The sequence below is a fragment of the Sediminibacterium sp. genome (assembly GCF_019264485.1).
Taxonomy (GTDB): domain Bacteria; phylum Bacteroidota; class Bacteroidia; order Chitinophagales; family Chitinophagaceae; genus Sediminibacterium.
The window spans coordinates 65,415-90,252 of the sequence record NZ_JAHVAA010000014.1 but is presented as its reverse complement, the minus strand read 5'-3'; the positions used below and the strand labels follow the sequence as shown (position 1 = coordinate 90,252).

17 protein-coding genes are annotated in these 24,838 nt (G+C 38.5%); 16 read left to right on the top strand and 1 reads right to left on the bottom strand.

The annotated features are described in order from the left end of the window. Positions 1–3: 3 nt before the first annotated feature. The 16 genes from KXJ59_RS11850 to galE all read left to right on the top strand — a co-directional run bounded on the left by KXJ59_RS11850 (position 4) and on the right by galE (position 22,539). Positions 4–591 carry a flavodoxin gene (locus tag KXJ59_RS11850; RefSeq protein WP_295204852.1) on the top strand — a complete coding sequence of 196 codons (588 nt, stop codon included), beginning with the start codon at positions 4–6 and terminating at the stop codon, positions 589–591. Positions 592–628: 37 nt separating this feature from the next. Further along, a complete protein-coding gene (locus KXJ59_RS11845; protein ID WP_295204850.1) occupies positions 629–2,221 on the top strand; it encodes a carboxylesterase family protein in 1,593 nt (530 codons plus the stop codon). 10 nt (positions 2,222–2,231) lie between these two features. Further along, positions 2,232–3,284 carry a carboxymuconolactone decarboxylase family protein gene (locus KXJ59_RS11840; protein WP_295204848.1) on the top strand — a complete coding sequence of 351 codons (1,053 nt, stop codon included), beginning with the start codon at positions 2,232–2,234 and terminating at the stop codon, positions 3,282–3,284. 221 nt (positions 3,285–3,505) lie between these two features. Beyond that, positions 3,506–5,767, top strand: coding sequence for a molybdopterin cofactor-binding domain-containing protein (locus KXJ59_RS11835; protein WP_295204846.1), 2,262 nt, complete (start codon positions 3,506–3,508; stop codon positions 5,765–5,767). A 12-nt stretch (positions 5,768–5,779) separates the two neighbouring features. Next, complete coding sequence (locus KXJ59_RS11830) at positions 5,780–6,247, top strand: (2Fe-2S)-binding protein (protein ID WP_295204844.1); 468 nt, start codon at positions 5,780–5,782, stop codon at positions 6,245–6,247. A gap of 35 nt (positions 6,248–6,282) precedes the next feature. Next, positions 6,283–6,924 (top strand): hypothetical protein, encoded by a 642-nt coding sequence (locus KXJ59_RS11825; RefSeq protein WP_295204843.1) that lies wholly within the window; start codon positions 6,283–6,285, stop codon positions 6,922–6,924. A 603-nt stretch (positions 6,925–7,527) separates the two neighbouring features. After that, positions 7,528–8,895 (top strand): PAS domain S-box protein, encoded by a 1,368-nt coding sequence (locus tag KXJ59_RS11820; RefSeq protein ID WP_295204842.1) that lies wholly within the window; start codon positions 7,528–7,530, stop codon positions 8,893–8,895. A gap of 299 nt (positions 8,896–9,194) precedes the next feature. After that, the gene (gene nagB, locus KXJ59_RS11815) at positions 9,195–11,108 is read left to right on the top strand and encodes a glucosamine-6-phosphate deaminase (RefSeq protein ID WP_295204840.1); all 1,914 of its coding nucleotides are present in this window, start codon (positions 9,195–9,197) and stop codon (positions 11,106–11,108) included. 53 nt (positions 11,109–11,161) lie between these two features. Next, the gene (locus KXJ59_RS11810) at positions 11,162–12,187 is read left to right on the top strand and encodes a LacI family DNA-binding transcriptional regulator (RefSeq protein ID WP_295204837.1); all 1,026 of its coding nucleotides are present in this window, start codon (positions 11,162–11,164) and stop codon (positions 12,185–12,187) included. A 237-nt stretch (positions 12,188–12,424) separates the two neighbouring features. Next, a complete protein-coding gene (locus KXJ59_RS11805; RefSeq protein WP_295204834.1) occupies positions 12,425–15,400 on the top strand; it encodes a SusC/RagA family TonB-linked outer membrane protein in 2,976 nt (991 codons plus the stop codon). An 18-nt stretch (positions 15,401–15,418) separates the two neighbouring features. Then, positions 15,419–16,924 (top strand): RagB/SusD family nutrient uptake outer membrane protein, encoded by a 1,506-nt coding sequence (locus KXJ59_RS11800; protein ID WP_295204832.1) that lies wholly within the window; start codon positions 15,419–15,421, stop codon positions 16,922–16,924. Between the two features lie 58 nt (positions 16,925–16,982). After that, positions 16,983–17,540, top strand: a complete 558-nt coding sequence (locus KXJ59_RS11795) for a discoidin domain-containing protein (protein WP_295204830.1) — start codon at positions 16,983–16,985, stop codon at positions 17,538–17,540. Between the two features lie 131 nt (positions 17,541–17,671). After that, positions 17,672–18,985 carry a DUF5077 domain-containing protein gene (locus KXJ59_RS11790; RefSeq protein WP_295204828.1) on the top strand — a complete coding sequence of 438 codons (1,314 nt, stop codon included), beginning with the start codon at positions 17,672–17,674 and terminating at the stop codon, positions 18,983–18,985. 18 nt (positions 18,986–19,003) lie between these two features. Then, positions 19,004–20,362: a Gfo/Idh/MocA family oxidoreductase gene (locus KXJ59_RS11785; protein WP_295204826.1), complete on the top strand. Its 1,359-nt coding sequence runs from the start codon at positions 19,004–19,006 to the stop codon at positions 20,360–20,362. Between the two features lie 23 nt (positions 20,363–20,385). Further along, on the top strand, positions 20,386–21,441 hold the full coding sequence (locus tag KXJ59_RS11780; protein ID WP_295204824.1) for an aminoglycoside phosphotransferase family protein: 1,056 nt from the start codon (positions 20,386–20,388) through the stop codon (positions 21,439–21,441). 87 nt (positions 21,442–21,528) lie between these two features. Further along, positions 21,529–22,539 (top strand): UDP-glucose 4-epimerase GalE, encoded by a 1,011-nt coding sequence (galE, locus tag KXJ59_RS11775; RefSeq protein ID WP_295204822.1) that lies wholly within the window; start codon positions 21,529–21,531, stop codon positions 22,537–22,539. 252 nt (positions 22,540–22,791) lie between these two features. Here galE and KXJ59_RS11770 read toward each other — a convergent pair whose 3' ends face one another. Further along, on the bottom strand, positions 22,792–24,792 hold the full coding sequence (locus KXJ59_RS11770; RefSeq protein ID WP_295204820.1) for an OmpA family protein: 2,001 nt from the start codon (positions 24,790–24,792) through the stop codon (positions 22,792–22,794). Between the last annotated feature and the right edge of the window lie 46 nt (positions 24,793–24,838).

The window sequence follows — 24,838 nt, the reverse complement described above, 5'->3', positions numbered from 1 at the left end:
CTCATGAAATATTTTTTCGTTTCGCTGCTGATCATATTGTCAGGCTGCACTCAAGCTCAGAAGAGTTCTATTGATGAAATTTTAATTGTGTACTTGTCAAGAACCAATAACACAAAAGCAGTTGCAGAAATAATTCATAAACAGGTTGGGGGAAAATTAGTGGCACTTGAATTGGTAACTCCTTATCCTGAAAATTATCGTTCTACAGTTGCGCAAGTTGTACGGGAAAATGAAACAGGATATTTGCCACCTTTAAAGAACAGGATCGATAATATTGAAAACTATAAAACAATTTTCCTTGGCTTCCCTACATGGGGCATGAAATTGCCGCCACCAGTCAAAACCTTTCTTACACAATATAAACTGAATAATAAGAAAGTAATTCTCTTCAACACTAATGGAGGTTATGGTAAGGGAAGCAGTTTTGAAACTGTAAAAGAACTATGCGTTGGTTGCATTATACCTGAAGGGTTTTCAACAACGGGTGGATTTGAAAACGAAGGAAGATTGCTCGAGATTAGAAATGAAAAAGCAATTGCTGTTAATAAGGATGTTATAAAATGGTTGCGAAAAATTAAAATGATCTTTTAACATACTAGAAAAATAAACCTCAACCCAAAATGCAATTATGAAAATACTAACCGCAAGCCTCACACTGCTTTTATCCTGCTCCATCTATGCCCAAGAAGGACCAGTGGTACGTACTAATTCAGGGTTAGTACGTGGAGTTACTGAAACAGGTGTATCCAGTTTTAAAGGGATACCTTATGCAGCACCACCTGTTGGGGCTTTCCGTTGGAGGCCTCCGCAACCTGCTATTGCTTGGCAAGGCGAACGTGATGCCAGCAAATACTGCGCTGATTGCGTGCAGATGGGTTTTCCAAGAACCGATTCCCTGTCTAAAACTTCATCCGAAGACTGTTTGTTTCTAAATATCTGGAAACCTGTGAATGCAACGGCAAATGCAAAACTACCCGTAATGGTATGGATACACGGAGGTGCTTTTGTATTTGGTAGTGGTTCACAAGGTGATTACAAAGGCCTGCCCTTCACCGAAAAGGGTGTGATTCTTGTAAGCATCAATTACAGGCTAGGTCGTTTTGGATTTTTTGCTTTTCCTGCACTCAGCAATGAGCATCCTGATGAGTTCAAAGGCAATTACGGATACATGGACCAGATTGCAGCACTAAAATGGATACAGCAAAATATTTCTGCATTCGGTGGTGATCCTAAAAACGTCACCATATTTGGCGAATCTGCAGGTGGTGTTTCCGTGCAGTCACTGCTTACCATTCCAAGTGCTCAGGGGTTGTTTCAAAAAGCAATCATTCAATCTGGTGGAGGTCGGGATGGGGTATTGACCGGCAGGCCCATCAACAAAGAAAAAAACGATTCATATTACCCTGTCTCTGCTGAAACAATAGGGATTAATTTCGCTAAGAAACACGGTATTCAAGGTGCTGATGCAACAGCGTTGGATCAATTGCGTAGTTTAAGTGCAGCAAAAATACTGGACGGTGGGCAGGAAACCGACAGTAATGGCGGCGCTCCTATTTATTCAGGGCCGATTCTTGACGGTAAATTGGTTGTTGAAACAGCGCAAGCTGCTTACAATAATGGCAGGGCTCCAGAGATTCCTGTTATCATTGGATCAAACAGTGCAGAAGTTTCTGCGGGTTTTGTAAATGCGAACTCCAAAGAAGCATTATTGAATTTATTCGGAAAGATGAAGAACGAAGCAGGGGTGGTGTACGATCCTGATGGAACGACGGAATTTCCAAAAATGTTGACGATGGTAAACACAGATAAAGTCTGGGCAGAACCTGCCCGCTTTACAGCCAGAGCCATAACGCAAAATAGTTCCCCTGCCTACATATACTTGTTTTCTTATGTTTCACCATCTATGCTGCAAAGAATGCGCTATGGAGCAGCTCACGCTTCAGAAATTCCTTATGTATTTGATAATCTCAGGGCGCCCAATGGTAGTTCCGTTGATGTAAAAGATCAGCAGGTTGCGAAGTTGCTGAACACTTACTGGGTAAATTTTGCAAAGACTGGCAATCCCAATGGAAAAGGGTTACCACATTGGCCAATATTTAATGAAAGAAAGAATGAATTGCTCGAGATTCAATCTGATGGTGTAGCAGTTGGAAAACCTGATCCTAAAAAAGCGAGATTGGATCTTATTGAAAAAGCCGTTAAGAGCGGTAACCTACATTAAATAAATAATTATGGAAAAGATACTGGTATTCTTTGCAGTCTTTGTAGCTGCGAGTTCGTTCGCACAAACGCTCGATGAAAAACAACAAAGTATCGTTGCGATTTCTGCATTTACGGCAAATGGAGACCAGGCATCTTTAAAAATCTCACTACGTGAAGGGTTAGATGCGGGGCTAAGTATCAATGAAATTAAGGAGACCCTTTACCAACTGTACGCTTATACTGGCTTCCCCCGTAGTCTGAACGCAATTAATACATTTCAATCATTAATTCGGGAAAGGTTACAAAAAGGGATAAAGGATGTTGAAGGAAACTTAGCGACCCCAATCAACACGAGTAAAACAAAATATGAACTCGGTACAGAAAACCTCAACCGTTTAACTGGATCTTCTATGGCTGCGGGTGGTCAGTTCGCACCGACCATTGAACAATTTCTGAAAGAACATCTTTTTGCAGATATATTCGGGCGAGATAATCTTGATTGGAAAACCAGAGAACTGGCTACCATATCAGCTTTGGCATCCATCGGTAAAGCAGAGGGTCAATTACGGTCTCATTATAGAGTAGGTATGCGCAACGGTTTAACTGCTGCGCAATTGCAGGAAACAGTTTCTATTATTTCTGAAAAAGCAGGGAGGGTAGAAGGCGACAGTGCTTTGTCTGTGCTTCAGAGAGTCTTGGGAACAAATCCAGCCACTCCCAATCAATCTTCACCTAACATGACAGGAAACGTATCGGTAAAAATGATGGCATCTGGAGATAGCGCATTAAATGTATCTGTGGCTAGTGTGAGCTTTGAGGCTGGGGCACGATCGTATTGGCACTCCCACGAAACAGGTCAGATACTAATTGTCACGAAAGGAACTGGATATTATCAAGAAAAAGGCAAACCGGCCAGACTCATCAGAACCGGTGAAACAATCAAATGCCCGGCAAATGTTCCTCACTGGCATGGTGCGTCTTTCGCAACCGGCATGACACACATATCTATTACAAGCCGTATTGGGCGAGTTAACTGGATGGAACCCTTAACTGAACAGGAATATAAGAATGCAGGGCTATAAGTATATCTGCGTCCCTATCCCGATCAGTAGGATTGATAGTGTTGGAACTAATATCATAAAGAAAAAATCCACCGATAACACATTGCCCGAGACGACTTGCTTATCCAGATTACGGATTACTTACCAATTTTACTGGTACTGTTTAAAACGGGTAAAATACAAGATGAAGGTATTAACTTTAAGGGACACAATACCTTTAAACTAGTCAATAAAGTTTACACATGGAAAACATTGAGAATAAACAGAGCAGGCGGACATTTATGAAATCTTCCACAGTTGCAGGAGGTGGCCTGTTTTTAAGTTTTACCTGGCTTTCCGGATTCGTCACCGCTGTACCCGTCGGCGAAGCCCCATCAGGAGACTGGTATGAGTTGACTGGGTATATAAAAATTACTCCGGATAATATCATAAAGCTCATTAATCCAAATCCGGAGTTTGGACAAAACGTGATGACTTCATTGCCAATGATCGTTGCAGAAGAACTGGATGCTGATTGGCAGAAAGTAGTGGTTGAAATGGGGCCTCATGATAATGTAAAATTAGGTCCACAGTTCACGGGCGGAAGTAATTCTATGCGCATGTACTGGCGGCCATTACGTGAAGCAGGTGCCGCAGCACGTCAGATGTTAAAAGAAGCAGCAGCGCAAACATGGGGTGTGCCTGTAGATGAAGTAACAACGAAGGCGAGCATGCTTCTACATGAAAAATCAGGCAGGTCTGGAACTTACGGACAGTTCTCTTCAAAAGCTGCTACAATACCGGTTCCTAAAGGAATGAAACTAAAAGAGGTAAAGAGTTTCAATGTCGTAAGGAACTCCAAGAAAAATGTTGAAGGAGAAAAAATCATTTCTGGTAAACCCCTATTCGGACTAGATTATAAGTACGAGGGGATGCTGATAGCTATGATAGAACATCCGCCTGCATTCGGAATGAAGCTGAAAGATTTTGATGCGACTGAAACTTTGAAAATGCCGGGTATTAAAGATGTATTCAGACAAACACTCTATGAAGATGGTTTTGAACAAGGTGGATTTGATACTCGCAGTTTCAATGAGTTGCTTGTAGTAGTGGGTAAAACCACCTGGGAAGTAATGAATGCACGCAAAAAGTTAAAAGTGACCTGGGAGCCTATTGGAGATACACTTAAAAATACAATGGGTGGCAGAAATGGGAAAACTGAAATAACTGTTCCCGGAGAGCTTGAAACCACTACAAAACAACTCGAAAAATTCAAGGAGTATGCTGCGAAGCCAGCTCAACAACTAAGAAGAGATGGAGATCCAGAAACGGCGTTTAAGAATGCAGCTCAGGTTATTGAGCGGACTTATAATGCTCCGTTTTTGGCACATAACTGCATGGAACCGATGAACTTCTTTGCTCATGTAATGGATGACAAGGCGATTGTAGCCGGTCCCTTGCAGGCACCGGGTTGGTCTGAACCAACACTCGCCAAACTGATAAATCTCCCTGCCGACAAAATTGAAATCCAAATGACCCGAATGGGTGGGGGTTTTGGTTTAAGGGCTTACGGACATTACATCTATGAGGCAGCTCTAATCTCAAAAAGAATAAAAGCACCTGTTAAACTTGTATATACTCGTGAAGATGATATGACTTACGGTATCTATCGTCCTACATACACTACCACTTACCGCGCAGCATTGGACGCAAATAAAAATCTGATCGCTCTACATGTTAAAGGTGGGGGTATTCCAGAACATGCTATTCACGCGAATCGTTTTCCGGCAGGTACCATTGATAATTACCTGGCTGAAGGTTGGCGAATTCCTTCCAATATTACTACAGGTGCGTTTCGTGCACCGGGTTCGAATTTTGCTGCTGCTTCAGAACAAATGTTTCTGGATGAACTTGCTGAAGCAATGGGCAAAGATCCGATCGATTTTAGGCTTGAACTTTTAAAGAGGGCAAAGGAAAATCCAGTCGGTAGAAATAACGAATACAACGCCGACCGCTACATGAGCGTTCTACAATTGGTTAAAGAAAAATCTGGATGGAACAACTCGGAGAATAAAAAGTACAGTCGTGGAGTAGCGGCTTATTTTTGCCATAATTCCTACGTAGCACATGTGGTAGATATGGTTATGAGAGATGGTCAGCCTTATGTTGAACGGGTGACCAGTGCAGCCGATTGTGGCATTGTCATTAATCCTGATGCTGCTATAAATATGATAGAAGGTGCTGTGGTGGATGGTATTGGAAATGCTTTTTATGGTGGGTTAACAATGGTGAACGGTGAGGTTCAACAAAAGAACTTTCACCAGTATCGCATGATCAGAATCAATGAAGCGCCAAAAAAGATTGACGTCCATTTTGTTCAGAATGAAATAGATCCTACCGGGCTTGGTGAACCTCCTTTTCCCCCGGTATTTGGTTCCGTAGCCAGTGCTATGTACAAGCTAACAGGGAAGCGTTTTTATAACTTTCCTCTTATTAAAGAATTCAATAGCCTTAATAAAGCATAAACTATTTCATTTATGATCACCTTAAACATCAATAAAAAAAATTACAATATAGATGTAGATCCTAATACTCCGCTCTTGTGGGTACTTAGAGAACATATCAATCTTGTAGGAACAAAATTTGGTTGTGGGGTTGCTCAATGTGGTGCGTGTGTAGTGCATCTGAATGGAGAAGCAGTTCGTTCCTGCGTTACAAAAGTAAGCCGTGCAGTCGGACAAAAAGTTGTAACCATTGAAGGGTTATCAGAGAATGAAAATCATCCTTTACAGAAAGCCTGGATAGAAAATGACGTTTCTCAGTGTGGCTATTGCCAAGCCGGTCAAATTATGTCAGCTGCTGTTCTTTTAAGAGAGAATAAAAATCCTACAGAACAGGATATTGACAATGCAATGGCTGGCAATATCTGTAGATGTGGAACTTATTTAAGAATAAGAGATGCTATTCTTCTTGCAGCTGAAATGCAGCGAAAAGAAAAGAAATAAATACGGCATTATCTAACAGTAAACTCATTTTGATTATGAAATCCTTTTTTAATAAGCATAGTTACATTTTACCGAGAAGAATGCTGATGGTAATGTTTGTGATCATTATTGTCATTGGCGTTGCGAACTCCGCTTTTATGGCTACTAGTAATGCTGAAAATCTGGAATTGCAGCAGAAAAAAGCTTTGGACAGTGTTGCCTCAGTAAAAGCTTTTGCGGATGTTTATAGTGTTCTTATGAGTCCTCGTTGTATGAACTGTCATCCTGCAGGAGATGTGCCACTACAGGGAGACGACAGTCATCCTCACGCAATGTCGCCAAAGCGGGGTAAAGACGGTCATGGGATTTATGCTATGAAATGTGGCAATTGTCATCAACCTGAAAATACACCAGGATTGCATATGCCTCCTGGAAATCCTAAATGGGCTTTGCCACCATCAAATATGAAAATGGTGTTTGAAGGAAAGAAACCGCGCGAGTTAGCTTTACAGATTATGGATTACAATCGTAACGGGCATCTGAACAAAGCACAGCTGATTGAACACGCCAGAGATACACTTGTTAAAGCAGCCTGGAATATGGGCGAAGGCCGTAAACCACCGCCATTAACTTATAAGGAATTTGTTAAGGCGTGGGATACATGGATAGAAAAGGGTGGATATGCACCTAAACAATAAAAAAGTAAAAAGCTGGTCTAAATTAACCCACTTTTTATTGGGCTCAAAGATTGACGGCCTAAAATTTCTATTTGTCCCGATCTAAGTCTGACAAAATCAACCAATTAGCATAGTCCAATCCTCAATAATCTCATTCGATAAATACCCCGATCCCGCTACAGAATAAAAACGAAAGCCCATAGAACTTGATTCTGTGGGTTTTTTTTATGTCTTTACCAATACTTATTCAGCTAGCAAAAAAGGTTCAGATTGGTGTATTAGACATCTGAATGCTGAAATTTCTATGCGTTTAAAATCAATAATTAAACATAAGATGAATTCAACTACTACATAGCTATTTTTTATACCTTTTTTAATGAAACGGATATACACTACTATCAAAAATCAAGGTGCAGAAATGGGAATAGCACGGCACCATTTTCACGATATGAGGTGCGTTGTTTCATTTGCCCCTGGTTGTACGCCTGACGGCTCAGTTCATTAAAATTCTAAATTATTTGGTTATATTGTAGAGATAGAAAGCTTTAAAATCAAACACAATCTAACTTTTATATATTAATTATTTTTTTAATAAACTTATGATTGGGCCATTAATAACCAACTATGCGATCAAAATTTCTAACAGCTATAATTGATAATAGCCCTGAAAGTATCGTCCTCATAGGAAAAAATCATGAGGTATTAGCATTTAATAGAACGATTAAAGAAGTATTGTTAAAATACCACAATAAAGAACTTAAAGAAGGAGATTTATACTATCCCGACTTTGTAGTTGAAGATAATCAGGACTTATACCTGACTGCATTTAAAACCGCAATAGCTGGAAAGCCTTTCATAGTTCAGAATTTAACAAAGAATGAAAATGTAAGCCGTTGGTTTGAGTATAGAATGCTTCCTGTTTATGACCATAAAGAGCTAATTGGGGTAACATTAAGTGCTAAAGACATTACAACCGAAAAAGAAGCTGAAATTAAGATCATTGAACTTTCCAGAAAGTTCAAGGCTATTCTGGATAATACCGAGGACTCTATTACTTTACTGGATACAAATTATAAAATTTTAGCATTAAATCAGGTTGCAGAAAAAACAATTCAGAATAATACTCAAAAGGGCGATTTTATTGGGGCTGATTTTAGAAATTATATACCTGATACAGAGAATTCATTTTATCAATATTATCCAAAAGCATTAGAGGGGGAGATTTCTTCCGTAGAGATTTCTTATAAAAATATCAATAACGAATTGATATGGTATCAAACAGTATTCAATCCTGTTTATGATACAGAATGTAAGCTTATGGGGGTGTCGATATTTGCAAAGGATATAACCAATCAAAAAAAACTGGAGCAAAAATTAGTAGAGAGCGAGAAACGATTTCAAAAAATTATATCCTTAGCGCCTGTTGGCATAATTATAACTAATAAAGGATTTCAGATTAATTATGCAAATCATTGTGCTACTGATATTTTTGAATTCGATGAAGCTGAAATTCACAATCAGAATTTAATTGAATTGATAGAGAATTTTTCAATAGGAAATAGTAATAATAATATTAAAGTAGATGATCTGGATACTGACATCGATACTCCATTATTTATTCAGGAGAAATTTGTAGGAAAGAGTAAAAATGAAAAACTTATTCCTGTTCTACTGAGTTCCAGTGCTTTTTTTAATAAAGGAGACTTATTTTATATTTTTACAGTGGAGGATATTTCTGATATTAATCAGAAAAACCTGATTATCGAAAAACAAACAGAGAAACTGCGGGATTTGGCATGGTATCAGTCTCACATTTTCAGAGCCCCATTATCAAGTATTTTAGGTTTGTGTAAACTGATTTCTCTACAACATTCTGATAATGTAGAGCTAAATCAAAAAATATCCTATCTCTTAACATCAGCCACTCAATTAGACAATATTGTGCGTGAGATAGTTAGAGAATCTGAAGCAATCAGTAAAAATCAAATTTAATTCAATCATCGTTATTCAATTCCTGATCCTGCTATATAAGAAAAGTAGAATAAATAATATTCCGGCTTTTGCTTCTATATTCAACATCTGGTCATTGATCTTAAGTATTCCCTCTCATTGAAATAGGACAATCGTTTGCACTTCAAATAAATGGTATTAATGGTTAGGTTTGACCAGAAAGCTTTTATGTAGGTTGATTCACGATAAAATTCTACGCAGGAATTCAATAAAACAGATAAATACTATTACATAAAGAAGCTTTCTTTTAAAGCTATTCAGATATGGTAATCGGGAACGGAATGTTAAATCAGACAAACACATTTTTATTCGAAAAAATTCACACAGTCATCTATTCGTCTGCTGAAATACTTTCAAAAACAATAGCGGCAGAAATAGCAGACATTATCACTGAAAAACAAAGCCGCGGTGAAAAAACTGTACTCGGACTTGCCACCGGCTCAACGCCTAAAGAAATTTATAAGGAACTTATCCGTATGTACAGGGAAGAAGGCTTGAGTTTTAAAAATGTTGTATGCTTTAACCTCGACGAATATTACGCACTTCCAGCCAATGCATGTCAGTCTTACAGGCAATACATGAAAGAAAATTTATTTAATCATGTAGATGTGGATATGAGCTTATGTTTTATCCCGGCCACAGACATAATACAGCAGGATGTAAAAAAGCATTGTGAAGCATATGAAGAGAAAATAGCAGCGTTTGGTGGTCTTGATTTTCAGTTACTGGGTATTGGCAGAAACGGGCATATTGGGTTTAACGAACCCGGCTCTCATATAAATTCTGTAACCCGGTTAATTACACTTGATTTTACAACAAGATCTGATGCTGCATGTGAATTTGGCACAAAGAGTAATGTGCCCAGAAAAGCCATAACGATGGGAGTGGCCACAATTATGAAGGCGAAACGCATAGTACTGGTAGCGATGGGAGAGAGAAAAGCTGAAATAGTTAAAAAAGCAGTTGAAGGGCCAGTTACAGAATTTATACCTGCTTCGTATTTACAGGGACATAATAATACAACGTTTGTACTCGACAATTCAGCAGCAGCAGCGCTTACCAGAATAAAAACGCCCTGGTTAACAGATGATGTAAACTGGGACGTAAAGACAATAAAGAAAGCGGTAACTCACCTGGCAATTACTTTGAACAAACCCATTTTAAAATTAACGGCTAATGATTATAATGAAAATGGGTTAAGTGATTTGCTTGCATTGTATAAGCAGGTACATGACCTGAATATTGACGTATTTAATCAACTCCAGCAAACTATTACAGGATGGCCAGGCGGCAAACCTGGTGCCGATGATACAAACCGACCGGAAAGAGCATGGCCTGAGAAAAAAAGAGTGCTGATATTTAGCCCGCATCCGGATGATGATATTATTTCAATGGGAGGAACATTTCAGCGTCTGGTTGATCAGGGACATGAAGTTCATGTAGCTTATCAGACCAGTGGAAATATTGCAGTGGCAGACGATGAGGCATTTCGGTTTGCTGAATTTGTATATGACTTCAACAATCAATTTGCTATTAAAAGCCCCGAAGCAGAAAATATATTTAGTGAAGCACTCGAATTTTTGAAAACCAAAGAAAATGGTAAAAAAGATATCCAGTCATTGCGATACATAAAGGGATTAATAAGAAAAGGGGAAGCAAAAAGCACCTGCAGATTTGTAGGTGTTCATACGGACAATATACATTTTTTAAACCTCCCCTTTTATGAAACAGGAACCATAGAAAAAAAACCAATAGGTGAAGAAGACTATCGAATTATTGCAAACTGTATTGAATCAATAAAGCCTCATCAGATATATGCTGCCGGAGATCTGGCTGATCCTCACGGCACACATAAAGTATGTTTAGATGGAATTTTTGAGGCAATACATCGATTGAAGTATAACGACTTTATGAAAGATTGCCGGGTATGGTTATATAAGGGAGCCTGGGCAGAATGGGATATTGACTTAATTGAAATGGCTGTTCCTATGAGTCCCGATCAGGTGCTTAAAAAGCGATATGGTATATTTAAGCACCAGTCACAAAAAGATGGGGTGGTTTTTCAGGGTGCCGACAGCCGGGAATTCTGGCAAAGAGCAGAAGACAGAAATAGGGAAACTGCATGCTTGTATAATAAACTAGGACTTGCTGAGTATGAGGCAATGGAAGCATTCGTAAGATGGCATTTTGCATAACAAACCTGAATTATTTCCTACTTTTAATATCCTGAAACTAATAACCTGCATTCGTGGATAAACTGCCAACTATTAAAGAAATTGCTGTACGACTCAATGTGTCGGTGTCTACAGTATCAAGGGCATTAAGCAACCATCCACGAATTGGCCTTGGTACCAAACAGCGGGTACAGCAATTGGCTAAAGAATTAGGATATGAGCCAAATACGCAGGCTATTTTTTTTAAACAAAAAAAGACACACGTTATTGGTGTGATCATTCCCTATATCAGGGAAGACTTTTTTTCACAGGCAATAAGTGGTATTGAATCTGCAGCTATTGAACACGAATACACCATTTTATTTGGTCAGAGCTACGATGAGCTGGAACGGGAAATAAAAGCTGTTTCGGCAATGAAAAAACAAAGAGTTGATGGGTTAATCATTTCTTTATCTAAAGAAACGAACAAATACAATCACCTGGAAGCATTGAAAAAGTATGATATACCGGTTGTTTATTTTGATCGGGTACCAACAATGACAGATTCACATAAAGTATTTTGTAACTTATATAAAGGTACTATAGAATTGGTAGGATGGTTATTTAACAATGGGTACAGAAACATTGCATTCATTAATGGTCCGGATAAATTAAGAGCCAGTAAAGAAAGGCTAAAAGGATATATTGACGGAGTATCGAAACACCAGTTAAAAGTAGATATGCAACTGGTAGAAACGACCGACTTGTCGAAAGAAGGAACCGAAATGGCAATGAAAAAACTACTAGGGCTTAAAAAACTTCCACAGGCAATTATTACTTTCAACGATTATGTTCACATGGATGCTACGCAGTATGCAGCAAGAAATAATATAGCAGTGAACAAACATATTATTTTTGTAAGTTTTGCCAACCTGCCTATCACAAGTTATACAGCTTTTCCTCCACTGGCTTCTATTGAACAGCATCCTTACAGGCAGGGTGAAAAAGCAATGGATATTTTGATGACCATTCTGAAAAATAAAGAAACACAGGAAGTTTTGCCGAATACCTATTATACCGAAGAGCTTGCCCCCTCTCTTGTAGCATATAAGCAACTGTAGTTCTATAGTGTTTGTATCATTAATTTTTTATCATACACATCTTAATCTTACATCTACAAAAGACTTCTTTTTTTTCATCATGCGCAACCGTTTGCGCATGATATGACTGCAGATAAATTGATGATTTGATAACAACTGCAAACTGTTTTTTCAAAATTTGCGCACCCGTTTGCACAGTTTTTTATTAATAATTCAACCTAAACTTGATTATTAATTCAAAACTAAAACGGTTGCTGCATGAAAAAATCAAAACAAAGTTTTCATCGGGTATCATCATATCTGGTACTACTTTTTCTCGTGTTCACAACGATTGTACTGCAGAGAGCAAATGCACAGGCAAAAAGTGAAAAACTTATTATCAGTGGAACAGTAACTGATAACAACAACCAATCGCTCGCAGGAGCTAACGTTGCAATAAAAGGGAAAAAAACAGTGGCCGTTACCGATGCAGGTGGAAAATTTTCAGTTGACGTATTCAAGGGAGATGTATTAGTCATTTCTTATGTTAATATGACACCTGCAGAAATTGTAGCTGAAAAAAGCGGACCCATAGAAATTAAATTACAGACACAGGATAAACTACTTGAAGAAGTAGTAATTGTTGGCTATTCATCTAAAAAAGCAAAATATCTCTCCAGCGCAGTATCTACAGTTTCCGGCGATAAGCTGAGAGATGTTACATCAAACAACCTTGCAAGTTTGTTACAGGGTAAAGCTCCGGGTGTATTGGTATCTTCTGCTTCGGGTGACCCAACTTCAGGATCCAATATTCTTATCCGTGGTGCCGGTACCATTTCTGCAGGCTCTGGGCCGCTGGTAGTAGTTGATGGAAATATAGGAGGAACCTATAATCCTTCTGATGTGGAATCTGTTACTATATTGAAAGATGCAGCAGCAACGGGTCTGTATGGTTCAAGAGCAGGAAATGGTGTAATGATTATTACAACAAAGAGTGGAAAAGCCGGAAAATCAAAAATTGAATTCAGTTCTGTTGTTGGTTTAAATAATGCCACAACCGGAAATTTTAAATTAATGAATTCACGTCAGCTGTTCGATTATCTCTCCAGCTTTTCTACCCCCGATCCTGCAATGGTTAATACCAATACAAACTGGTGGGATTTAACTTTCAGACAGAGTCTCACACAAAACTACACACTGTCTGCTTCAGGTGGAAACGACAAAACGCAGTACTATATATCCGGAAATTTGTATAAAGAAGAGGGTACATTAATTGAAAACGATAAAACCGCTCACAATTTTCGCACCAACCTTACTCATCGATTCTCCAATAAATTGAAGTTGAGTGTATTACTTAATGGCATTTATACCAAAGATAAGTATAACCCTGAAGGTGGATTATACCAGGCATATACTTACCTGCCTTTCGACGCAGCCTATGGTACAGATGGTAGACCTGTCGATTCCCGCTATGTACAATGGTATGGGAGAGATCAAAGCAATTATCTGTATTCTATGCAGTATAATTCTTCTAATGCGAGGAGTTTTAATTTAAGCAGTGATGTTAATATTGATTATACAATTACCAGGCACCTCAGTTTTGCAACTTATAATAGAGCATCATTTTTTGATTATAGCAGCAGGTCATTCTATGATAAAAGATCGCAGGGAGGTGCCACAAATGGTGGAGAATTATACAATAGCGAATCCTTTTCAAAAACATTTGTAAGTTCAAACAGACTCAGATATGAGAACAGTTTTGGCAATCATAACATCGCTGTATTAGCTGTAGGTGAAGCCACCCAGTCTGCTTATGATGTATTGTCAACTTCAGTAAAAGGACTTCCTCCGGGCCGGCCCTTTGCATCAACAGCCACAGCAGTAATAAACGTTCCAACAGGAGGCAGAAACGAATACAGCTTCCACAAATACCTGGCGCAGGCTGATTATAATTTTGCTAATAAATATTTTGCAGTTGCTTCATTTGTCCGCGACAGGTCATCCCGCTTTGGGAATAATAATTCAGCCGCTAATTTTTATCAGTTAGGAGCATCCTGGATAGCGACAACAGAGAATTTCATGAAAGGAATCAATGCAATTAATTTTCTGAAACTTCGGATAAGTTATGGTACAACAGGTAATGCTGAAATTGGTGATTATGCTTCATTGGGTTTATACTCATTATCGACATCATCGAGCTATGCCGGTCAGCCAGGTGCAGCACCATCACAAAAAGCAAACCCGAATCTTACCTGGGAAAAACAGAAAGCCGCCAATATCGGGATAGATATTACGCTCTTGAAAAGAATTGAATTGAGTGTTGATGTATACCAGAAAACAGCAGAAGATCTGTTATATAGAAAGCCTTTACCTGCAACAACCGGTTACAGTTTCATCTTTGAAAATGTTGGTAGTGTTAGAAACAGGGGAATAGAATTCAGTCTTACTACTAAAAATATAATGAAAAGAGATTTTACCTGGGAAACAAACCTCAATATGGCGTTTAACAGAAACAAAGTACTGTCATTAAATGCCGGAGCGTTGTACAGCAATCCAGGTGCGGCCCAGCCAATAGGGGTAGGATATGATATGGATGCATGGAACCTGCCGGTTTGGGCAGGTGTAGATCCTTCAAATGGTGATCCGCTTTGGGAAAAGGTAGTGATGGATGCCAATGGAAAAAAATATGTTACATATACCAATAACTATAATTCAGTAGCCAATGCTACTTCAAGACAATACCTCGGTAAATCATCAGCCCCGAAATTCTCAGGTGGTATTTCAAATACCATTACATACAAAGGCTTTACGCTATCGGCATTTATGAATTTTGTGTATGGTAACTATGTGTATAATGATACCCGTTTTTATTATGATAATGATGGTAACTACGATTCATACAACTCAATGGTATTTCCAAAAGAGTGGACACGCTGGCAGAAAGCTGGTGATATAGCTACGCACCCCAGAGCATTACCCGGAGGAAATAAACTTTCAAATGCATCTTCATCACGTTACCTGGAAGATGGAAGTTATATCCGTTTGAGAAATATTACACTCGGTTACAACCTGCCCACTAACTTTTTAGAAAAGATGAAAATTTCAAGTGCCAGGGTATTTATTAGCGGTGATAATTTATGGACCGGTACCAATTTTTCAGGTCCAGATCCGGAAGTGGTGTTAAGTTCCGGTGTATCCAGCTTCAGGTACCCAACCAGTAAAAAAATCTTGTTTGGATTAAGCGTTTCATTCTAAATACTAAAAGCGATTAATATGTATAATTATAAATCAATCATACTTGCGGTTACTCTTGTTCTGTTGCTTAGCGCTTGCAAGAAAAACTTTGAGCCATCAACTGCAATTGATGAAAACTCTGCATTAACCAATGCTGCTGATATTGAAACGGCTACTATTGGAACATATGCAGTATTGAGAAATCCTGCATATGTTAGAAGCAGTCATTTTTTAATGGAATACCCTGGTGATGAAATTGCACAAGGCCAGAACTCATCCGACGACCTTTCCAGGGCATACAGGTACAACCATATTACTACCTCAGGACATGCTACCAATTTTTGGGTACAGTCTTATTTCGTAATAGGTGCAGCTAATAAAATTATCGCAGCCATTCCTGATAACAGCTCAGCAGATCTGCGTCAACTGAAAGGAGAAAATCTGTTTTTACGTGCCATGATGCATTTTAATCTGGTACGTGTGTTTGGAAGACCATACCCGCAAAACAGTGGTGACAATCCCGGTATCCCTGTTCTGAAGGAAGATCTCACAGAAGAACAAAAACTCACCATATCGAGAAGTAAAGTAAAAGACGTATATGCATCTGTTATTGCTGACCTTACCAATGCAGCAGATATGATGACGTTGCCCAAAGCCAATCCATTTGCCTCAAGGCAGGTAGCAAATGCATTATTGGCAAGGATATATCTGTATATGGAGAATAATGACAAAGCCATTGAGTTTGCCAATAAAGTGATTAATTCAGGTAATTATAGCTTGTTATCGCAAAGTGAATTCCCTAATTATTTTAAAATGGCGCCGGAAGGAAACAGTGAAACCATATTCTGTATCCGGCATACAAAAACAGAAGATCAGGATTTTTCAGCTATTGGCTCAATGTATTACAGTGGTGATGCAAATGGAAACCCGGCTGGGCAGGCACAAAGTGGTTGGGGAGAGATATACGCATCGAAAAAGTATTATGATTTTCTGAGCACTAATCCCGCTGATAAAAGACAGTCTTTTCTTTCTCCATACAGGATAAATGGTGTATTACAGTATAATACAAGGCTCACACCCAATACACCTATGTATTATATCAACAAATACAACTTGCAGGAAGGTATTATTAATCTTAGTTCCCCGGTATACATACGCCTGGCTGAAATGTACCTGATAAGAGCAGAAGCCAATGCTAAATTGGGTAATGCACAACTTGCTTTGGATGATGTTAATCTGATCAGGCAAAGATCAGGTCTGTCAGGAACAGCATTGCACACCGTAGCAAGTATTGCATTGAGCAGCAAGTCTGTACTGGATGTTGTATTGGAAGAAAGATGGCTCGAATTGGCATTTGAAGGACATCGTGCTTACGATTTATTCAGAAATGGTAGATCGGTAGTACGTAACTATCCTGGCACACATGCATTAAATGTTACACCGAATAATATCAACCAGACAATTACGGCAGCGGATAACAGGGTAGTTTTCTTTATACCTGAAAGTGAAAGAGCAAAAAACCCTAATCTTACACAAAATCCATAATAAGTTATTGGTTTCATATTAATTAATAGAATGTGATTATCCCTAACAAAAAATACAAATGAAAAAGAAACAATTAATATATATCGCAATGCTTGTTTCAGGTCTGGCAACTATTGTTGGTTGTAATAAATCGGAAGCAATACTTTTTACAGATAAATCAACAGTTGCAAAAGCCGATAAAACTGGCTGGACAGCAACTGCAGATAGTGAAACGCCGGATGGCTGGGAGAATACCGGAAAAGGATCTGCTACGATTGATGGAAATATTAATACCTACTGGCATACCGATTATTCGGTGGTAGTTCCGTATCCACATTGGGTATTGATTGATATGAAAAATAATAAGAACATTGTTTCTGTCGATATTGCAAACCGACAAAGAGCAGGTACTCCCAATACAGTGGGAATGAAAACATTTAAGATAGAGGGAAGTACAGATGGAACGAGTTTTACAGGTTTAGGGCAGTTTAATTTTGCCATAACAAACGACTTCCAAAGTTTTCCTGTTTCATCTGAAAAGGCGTATCGCTATTTAAAAATAACCGCATTAACACCACAGGTGGCCGGAACCAATCATACGTTCCTGGCAGAAATTGATGTGTTTACAACAAAATAGTTGTTGTAAAGGGTGACTTGATAAAAAGGTCTTGAAAATTTCTCTCATAAGTTCGACAGGTTTATAGGCAAACAACTCCGGCCATCTGGCCGGGGTTTTTCTTACCCGTATTTAATATTAAAAAATCATCGATGGTAACGAATAATATATTTTCTGTTTCTGCGAATGTCCTGTTACTGCTGTTTACCTTAACCGCAGCTTGTAAAAAAGACAAAATAACATCTCCTGGTTCATCTGCGCCTTCCGTTATTACTCCGGCAACTAATATTGCTGTTCCAATTGGGGGTAACGCATATATTACACAATCGGTAAGTGGTTTTACAGAAAAAATCAATGAAAGTGGATTAACAAATTGGATCGCTACAAGTACCACTATAAGTGTTTACTTTAAAGCAGGACAAACTGGTCAGTTAGACCTGGCTATCAAGGCAAAAACAGATCCGGCCGGAAGCAGTGTGGTAAAAGTTTTGGTAAATGGCAGTCCTTTTACTGTTAATATTAGCGGAGCTTCTTCAAAAACATATTTTGCAGGAACAGTAAATATTGCCACTGCTGGATATGTAAAAGTAGATTTACAGGGTATCAGTAAAACAGGTACTTCTTTTGCAGAAGTATCGGATATAATGATTGGCGGCACTGCTACTACAGCGAACCTTTTTTTTGCAAATGACGCTGCTAATTATTATTGGTCAAGAAGGGGGCCATCATGTCATTTGAGTTATACAGTACCAACTGGTGATATGGAATATTTTTACAGCGAACTCACTGTTCCGGTAGGGGAAGATAAAATCGGATCATACTTTATGGCCAATGGTTTTGGTGAAGGATATTTCGGTATCCAGGTAAATTCACCCAGCGAAAGAAGGGTGCTGTTTTCTGTATGGGATCCATCAGCAGGACAAACTACATTGGTAAGAAAAGGTACCAACGTGACCGCCGGAAGGTTTGGGGGAGAAGGAACTGGTGGACAGAGCTATATGATTTTTAACTGGCAGGCTGGTACTACTTATAAATTTCTTACACATGCTAAACCCGATGGAGCAGGGAATACAATTTATACCTCCTGGTTTTTTACACCGGAAACAGGCAGCTGGACATTGCTCGCTACTTTTACAAGACCTAATACCAGTAAACATCTCACAAATTTTCATGGGTTCCTTGAAAACTTCTATGACTACAATGGTTATTTCGGAAGAAAAGCCCACTGGACCAATCAATGGGTACGAACTGCGGCAGGTGTATGGAATGAAGTAACAGCTTTTAAGTTTACTGTAGATGCAACAGGTAACAATAAACAGCGAATGGATTTTGCAGGTGGAGTAGAGAATGGGAAATTCTTTTTACAAAATGGCGGCTTCTTTGCCAATAACATAACACCCGGCACTATGTTTACCAGAACAGCTACAGGTATTTCTCCAATAATTGATTTTACCAGTTTGCCTTAACAATAAAAATTGAACACAATGAACAGGAAAGAATTTGTAAAAAATACAGGACTTGCTGCTGCAACGCTGGCCATATTACCAGCGGATAAATTATTTGCTTCAGCAGCGGATACAAAAATTAAAATTGCCATGATTGGTGTTGGCCTCCGCGGGCAAAACCACCTTGACCTGGTACTAAGAAGAAATGATGTGGAGTTGGTTGCTATTTGTGATATTGATGATAGAATGCTTACGAGGTCAAAAGAAATGGTTGTAAAGAGCGGTAAAAAAATGCCTCAGATTTTTACCGGCGATCTCTATGCATGGAAAAAAATGCTTGAAATGAAAGGAGGCATAGACGGAATTATCATCGCAACTCCATGGGAATGGCATAAAGAGATGATTATTGGTTCCATAGAAGCAGGAATTAAATACATTGGTAGTGAAGTAATGATCGGTATCACATTGCAGGATCATTGGGATGTTGTAAAAGCAGCGGAAAAATACAAAGCGCATGTAATGATGCTCGAGAACGTATGCTATCGAAGAGATGTAATGGCTATACTGAATATGGTAAGGCAGGGCTTATTTGGCGAAATGATACATCTTCAGGGTGGCTATCAACATGATTTGAGAGATGTGAAATTTAACAATGGTACGAAAGCGTATGGTGGAGGATGTGAGATTGGTGATAAAGCCTGGAGCGAAGCAAGCTGGAGAACACATCATTCGATTCACAGAAATGGAGATTTATACCCAACACATGGAATTGGGCCTATTGCACATTGTATAAATATTAATCGTGGAAACAGGTTTGTGAATATCTCATCTTTCTCAACAAAGGCAAGAGGATTACATGAACATGTGATAAAAAATTGTGGTCCTGATCATCCTAATGCTAAGATTAAGTTTAAGCTAGGCGATGTAGTAACCACATCAATTGGCTGTGCAAACGGGGAAACAATTTTATTACAGCATGATACCAATTTGCCACGACCTTACTCATTAGGTTTCCGTGTGCAGGGAACAGAGGGGATATGGATGGATTTAAACAGAGGGATTTATATTGAAGGAAAATCTCCAAAGCCTCACCAGTGGGATGAGGCTAAGATTTGGCTGGATAAGTATGATCACCCATTATGGGCAAAATGGAGCAAGGAAGCTCAGGGTTCCGGACATGGTGGCATGGACTTTTACGTTATTCATTCTTTTGTTGAATCAATAAAAAGAAATGCACCAACACCAATGGACGTGTATGATGCGGCAGCCTGGAGTGCCATTACACCATTAAGTGAAATGTCGATAGAAAAAGGAAATGAAACAATTGAGTTTCCTGATTTTACTGGCGGACAATGGATGTACAGAAAGCCCGTTTTTGCATTAAATGATGAATATTAAAAGGCCTAATTAAGAGAACGTTCATGCTTGAATCAGTATTAAACCAGTATGGAATTGTAGAAAAGTCATTGGTAGTAGAAAATTTTGGTAGTGGATTGATTAACAATACCTGGAAAATTTCTGAAAACGGTAATGCTTTTATTGTACAGAAAATAAATACAAATGTTTTTAAAAAACCGGGCGATATAGAGCAAAATATAGATTTAATCGCCGGTTTTTTGAAAATACATAACCCAGACTATTTATTTGTTTCTCCGTTGCAGGCTGTTAATGGTAAGTCGATGGTATACGCAAATGAGGAAGACTTTTACAGGGCTTTCCCATTTGTTCCGGGATCATATTCGAAAGATATTGTTGAAACACCAGAGCAGGCTTTTGAAGCTGCCACACAGTTTGGTAGGTTTACAAAAAAACTGAAAGGGATAGATGTAACAAAACTTAAAATTACTATTCCATCATTCCACGACCTTGCTTTACGATACAACCAGTTTTTAACAATAATTGAAACAGGAAATAAAAAACGGTTAGCAGAATCTGCTGAGTTGATCAGACAATTAAAAGACTGGTCATATATAGTGGATGTTTACGAGCGAATAAAAAGGCAATCAACTTTTAAATTGCGGGTAACCCATCACGATACTAAAATAAGCAATGTACTGTTTGATAAACTCGATAAAGGCTTATGTGTAATTGATTTGGATACGGTAATGCCAGGCTATTTTATCAGCGATTTGGGTGATATGTTCAGAACCTATCTTTCCCCCTGCAATGAAGATGAAAAAGATTTTTCAAAAGTGATTGTCAGGCCTGATTTTTTTGAGGCTATTACGGCCGGATATCTTAGTGAAATGGGGAAAGAATTGACAAACGATGAAAAAGAACATTTCATATATGCCGGTGAGTTCATGATATATATGCAGGCTATCCGTTTTTTTACTGATTATATCAATGGAGATATTTATTACCAGGCCAGATACGATAAACACAATTTAGTTCGTGCGCAAAACCAGGTTGCATTATTACAGGCCTATCAAAAAGAGAAGGAGTGTTTTACCCGGATTGTTGGGAAATACCTGTAAAATATAAAGTGGTCTGTAGATAGTATATCTGTCTTTGGATAGTGAGGATAGTTAAAACAACTTAATAGGCTAATAATTTCTGTAAAAGTGGAAAAGAATATATTGGTAACCGGTGGATTAGGCTATATAGGTTCTCATACAGTAGTTGAATTATTGCAAGCTGGGTTTAATGTAATTATAGCAGATAACCTGAGTAATGCTGATATCTTCATTTTATCGCGTATTCAGGAAATTACGAAAAGGGAACCTGTATTTCTTGAGATTGATTTGTGTGATTACGAAGCTACTCAAACTATTTTTCAGCAATACAAAATTGATGCAGTCATTCATTTCGCTGCCTTAAAATCAGTATCTGAATCTGTTGCAAATCCACTTTTCTATTACCAGAATAACCTTGGGTCGCTGATGAACGTTTTGCTGAGTATGAAAAAATACAGGGTCAGGAATATTGTATTTTCTTCATCAGCTACTGTTTATGGAGAACCAGATAAATTGCCGGTAACGGAAAACAGTCCTTTTAAAAAAGCCTTATCTGCATATGGAAGTACCAAGCAGATGGGAGAGGAAATATTGGAGAGTTCCGCTGCAAATGGTTTTGCAGATATAATTGTATTACGGTATTTCAACCCGGTAGGAGCACATGAATCTGCTTTAATAGGCGAGTTGCCCAGAGGAATACCAAATAACCTGATGCCTTTTATTACACAAACGGGGGTAGGGAAAAGAGAAAAACTTACCGTATTTGGCGATGATTACAACACAGCCGATGGCACCTGTATCCGCGATTTTATTCATGTAGTAGACCTTGCAAAAGCCCATGTGCTGGCTACAGAACGGTTGCTCAATAGGAAATATGAATCAGCGTTTGAAATATTCAATTTGGGTACCGGGAATGGATTTTCAGTGATGCAGTTGATAAATGCTTTTCAAAGAGTTACAGGAACAACACTCAATTATCAGATTGGAGGAAGGCGGGCAGGCGATATTGAATGTATTTATGCCGACGCTTCAAAAGCCAATAGAATACTTAAATGGAAAGCTGAATTGGGGTTGGATGAAATGATCAGGTCAGCTTGGAAATGGGAAAATAGTATATAGTTTCTGATGGTTTAATATTCAATATCCGGCAAAGAGTATCGAACGTCCAATATTTTTGAATTGGATATGGAGAATCTAAAGGTTCTCTGTTCGATATTCTTCGTTTTTCTTGAATCAAAAAACAAGTGTCCCGAAATACAGGTGAACTAGCTTTTAAAACAGTGTAAGTTGATATTAAGCTTTTACAGGTAATCTAAAAATAAGAAGAGCCAGTTTTATATAACCAGCTCTCCTTATGAGTTCATCAATTTATTACTTTCCTGGAATAATATCAATAATCACTGATCTGTTATAAAATCTTTCTTCTGGAAATTTATTATTGAATGGGGCAAGATTTTGGTCTTCGCCGAATCCAAAACTTTCAAATTTCACGTTTCTTTTTCCAGCTCTGTTTAAGGCATTTTCTATAATCTTTTGTGTGCCCATAGCTCTCTCATGTGACAGTGTATGATTATATTTTTCATCTCCAATAATATCTGTGTGTCCGTGAATGATCACAGTTCCATTCTCAGGGATCAATGGTGTAACTACATCGGTCAGAAATTTTTCGTAAGAGGAGAGAGCATCTGCTTTATCAAAATCAAATAAAATACTATAGCGAAGGCCCTCTTCCTTACCCTTTTCAGTTTTCATTAAGCTTACTGAACTTTCCTTTTTAATTGAACGTCCGCTAACAGTTTCACCAGTCATGATAATCTTATAATTACCAGATGCATTATCCCCCAAAATTGTTGAACCGGGAATAGATGCCCTGTCTGTATAAAAGGGGCCATAATACTTAGAGAATCCTTTCTCATCAATGACTTCCACCGACCATGATTTCATAAGTGTACTGGCACCTTCTGTATTCAATATTACATGACTATCTAACGGATCAACCTGATAAGAAGTGAATTGAACGGGTTTTAAAAAAGGTGAACTGCTTCCCCCTACTTGTAATAATAGTTCAGTTGAATTACTTTCAATATCAACTCTTCTGTCTCCTTCGCGCAATAAGTCGAGATCTTGTGTAGCATTGGGTTGCTCAGATGGAACCATAGGTTTACTTCTGCCGGTAGTATTAATTCTTGATGGGTCAATACCAAAATTAGTAACGAGATAGGTTTTGATATTCTCCGCCATTAATTTTCCTTCTTCTGGGTTATTGACAGAAGCACCGGTTAAAGTAATAGAGCTATTCGGACTATTCCTTAAACGATCTCCTTTGATATTAAGGATATTATAGTATACGGCCATTTGTCTGGCTGAACGACCTGCGTTCAGATTATCTGGTTGGTTTTGTTGTAATGCTTCTTCTTTGAAATTTGAGGCTTCTGTTTTATTGAGTTGTACATATCTGGCTGGAATATTACTGGACCCCATATCAAAGAATACAGAACTCCGTAATGGGAAAGTCTCTTTTACTTGTCTTTGTGCAGGTATAATTTTAGGTGCACGTACAGTAAAAAATATTTCTTTTTCTTCAACGGTAACAACTGTTTTTTCTGTTACTACTGTTTTAGGAGTAACGATAACTGCATCAGGAACTTTTTTCAATGCCGTTTTTTTGGTCCCGAATTTTAAAGCAACTCCCGTGCGAACAGTATATATCGACCATGTTTCAACAGAACGTGGTGAATTACCCAGATCTGTCTGAAAAGAAGCAAAAGGCGATAAAGTCATTTGCGTTTCACTGTTACGTGCCGAAACTGGAATATCAATGCCTAAACCAGCCTGAGCAGAGATTATAGTCTTACGGATATCACTCCAGTCAGCCCTGACGTCTGTTTGTTTTTCCTGTTTATAAGTAAATGCTTTTGATAAATTGATACCAACTGTTGGGCCTACAAAAACATAAAAAGCAGACGAAAATGGAGCGATTCTTAAGCTGGGTTCAATGGCTAAATAACTGAGACCTGTTGACAGGTCAGCTGGACAATTACATGGAGCCATAACTGTTTCAAATTCTCCACCACGATTATCCCATGCCACATTTAACATGCCACCCAATGTTTTATTAGGACGATATTCTGTTAGTATGGAAATATACGGACGAATACTATTGCCTTTGTGAAAGGCAGTAGGAACACTCAAACCACTATTGAGCATTTGGGTGGTACCGCGATATTGATTGAAATTAATGGCACCTGATTGTCCGAACCACCAGGTAGGTTGTACACGATTTGGTTTCTGTGCACCCGCTGTTAAGCCTGTAAAACTTACCATCAGTATCAGTGCGATGAATTGCTGAAGAGATTTATAAAAGTGTGACATAATGCGTTGTTTAATAGTTGCTGTTTGGTTAACGTTAGCCCGCAGA

What these genes read in the sequence shown, in the direction of transcription:
- KXJ59_RS11795 (WP_295204830.1), top strand. Translation starts at nt 16,983, where the DNA reads ATGAAAAAGAAACAATTAATATATATCGCAATGCTTGTTTCAGGTCTG.
- KXJ59_RS11805 (WP_295204834.1), top strand. Translation starts at nt 12,425, where the DNA reads ATGAAAAAATCAAAACAAAGTTTTCATCGGGTATCATCATATCTGGTA.
- KXJ59_RS11770 (WP_295204820.1), bottom strand. Translation starts at nt 24,792, where the DNA reads ATGTCACACTTTTATAAATCTCTTCAGCAATTCATCGCACTGATACTG.
- KXJ59_RS11820 (WP_295204842.1), top strand. Translation starts at nt 7,528, where the DNA reads ATGCGATCAAAATTTCTAACAGCTATAATTGATAATAGCCCTGAAAGT.
- KXJ59_RS11790 (WP_295204828.1), top strand. Translation starts at nt 17,672, where the DNA reads ATGGTAACGAATAATATATTTTCTGTTTCTGCGAATGTCCTGTTACTG.
- KXJ59_RS11825 (WP_295204843.1), top strand. Translation starts at nt 6,283, where the DNA reads ATGAAATCCTTTTTTAATAAGCATAGTTACATTTTACCGAGAAGAATG.
- KXJ59_RS11835 (WP_295204846.1), top strand. Translation starts at nt 3,506, where the DNA reads ATGGAAAACATTGAGAATAAACAGAGCAGGCGGACATTTATGAAATCT.
- nagB (WP_295204840.1), top strand. Translation starts at nt 9,195, where the DNA reads ATGTTAAATCAGACAAACACATTTTTATTCGAAAAAATTCACACAGTC.
- KXJ59_RS11850 (WP_295204852.1), top strand. Translation starts at nt 4, where the DNA reads ATGAAATATTTTTTCGTTTCGCTGCTGATCATATTGTCAGGCTGCACT.
- KXJ59_RS11800 (WP_295204832.1), top strand. Translation starts at nt 15,419, where the DNA reads ATGTATAATTATAAATCAATCATACTTGCGGTTACTCTTGTTCTGTTG.
- KXJ59_RS11780 (WP_295204824.1), top strand. Translation starts at nt 20,386, where the DNA reads ATGCTTGAATCAGTATTAAACCAGTATGGAATTGTAGAAAAGTCATTG.
- KXJ59_RS11845 (WP_295204850.1), top strand. Translation starts at nt 629, where the DNA reads ATGAAAATACTAACCGCAAGCCTCACACTGCTTTTATCCTGCTCCATC.
- KXJ59_RS11785 (WP_295204826.1), top strand. Translation starts at nt 19,004, where the DNA reads ATGAACAGGAAAGAATTTGTAAAAAATACAGGACTTGCTGCTGCAACG.
- KXJ59_RS11830 (WP_295204844.1), top strand. Translation starts at nt 5,780, where the DNA reads ATGATCACCTTAAACATCAATAAAAAAAATTACAATATAGATGTAGAT.
- KXJ59_RS11840 (WP_295204848.1), top strand. Translation starts at nt 2,232, where the DNA reads ATGGAAAAGATACTGGTATTCTTTGCAGTCTTTGTAGCTGCGAGTTCG.